This is a genomic window from Micromonospora sp. S4605 (assembly GCF_003176715.1).
GTDB lineage: Bacteria > Actinomycetota > Actinomycetes > Mycobacteriales > Micromonosporaceae > Micromonospora > Micromonospora echinaurantiaca.
Window position 1 is genome coordinate 1 of the sequence record NZ_QGSW01000367.1, and the last position, 1201, is coordinate 1201.

The 1201-nt window shown below is 74.9% G+C and carries 1 rRNA gene and 1 pseudogene; one reads left to right on the forward strand and one right to left on the reverse strand.

Annotated features, from left to right (window positions below):
* Positions 1 to 993, forward strand: a pseudogene (locus DLJ47_RS36015) (hypothetical protein); the annotation flags it as partial.
* A gap of 90 nt (positions 994 to 1083) precedes the next feature.
* Here the strand turns inward: DLJ47_RS36015 and rrf are convergent.
* Positions 1084 to 1200 (reverse strand): 5S ribosomal RNA (gene rrf / locus DLJ47_RS30685).
* Position 1201 lies beyond the last annotated feature (1 nt).

Below are 1201 nucleotides of genomic sequence, written 5' to 3' on the forward strand. Positions count from 1 at the left end.
GCCCTCACGGTCACCACCCCGGAAGCCACCCTCACGGCGCTCGCCACCCCGGAAGCCCTCACGGTCACCACCCCGGAAGCCACCTTCACGGCGGTCGCCTCCGCGGAAGCCCTCACGGGGCGCACCGCCCTCGCGGCGGTCGCCACCGCGGAAGCCACCCTCGCGGCGGTCACCACCGCGGAAGCCCTCACGGTCACCACCGCGGAAGCCGCCCTCACGGCGGTCACCACCGCGGAAGCCCTCACGGTCACCACCGCGGAAGCCGCCCTCGCGGCGGTCACCACCGCGGAAGCCCTCACGGGGCGCGCCACCCTCGCGACGGTCACCACCGCGGAAGCCCTCACGCGGCGCACCGCCCTCACGGCGGTCACCACCGCGGAAGCCCTCACGGTCACCACCGCGGAAGCCGCCCTCACGGCGGTCACCACCGCGGAAGCCCTCACGGTCACCACCGCGGAAGCCACCCTCGCGACGGTCACCACCGCGGAAGCCCTCACGCGGCGCACCGCCCTCACGGCGGTCGCCGCCCCGGAAGCCCTCACGGTCACCACCGCGGAAGCCACCCTCGCGACGGTCACCACCGCGGAAGCCCTCACGCGGCGCACCGCCCTCACGGCGGTCACCGCCGCGGAAGCCCTCACGGTCACCACCGCGGAAGCCACCCTCGCGACGGTCACCACCGCGGAAGCCCTCACGCGGCGCACCGCCCTCACGGCGGAAGCCCTCGCGGCGGTCGCCACCGCGGTAGCCCTCACGGTCACCGCCGCGGAAGCCACCCTCGCGACGGTCGCCGCCGCGGAACCCGCCATCCCGATCGCCGGCGTCCCGCCGGTAGCCGCCCGGCCGGAAGTCGCCATCGCGCGGCCCGCCGCGGAAGCCACCCTCACGGCGGTCGCCGCCGCGCTGGCCGCCGCGGTCGTCACGGGGGCGGTTGTCGCGCCCACCCTGGCGGTCGTCGTAGCGGCGCGGACGGTCTCCGCCCTGCGGTCCTGAACTCACGGGTACATCCTTCCTGATTGCGCCACCTACGGCGCGACGCAGTCGAGGGCCGACCCGGATGGGGCGGCCCTCGACTGGAAGATTGTCCGGCGGTGTCCTACTCTCCCACACCCTCACGAGTGCAGTACCATCGGCGCTGGAGGGCTTAGCTTCCGGGTTCGGAATGTGACCGGGCGTTTCCCCTCCGCCATGACCGCCGTAA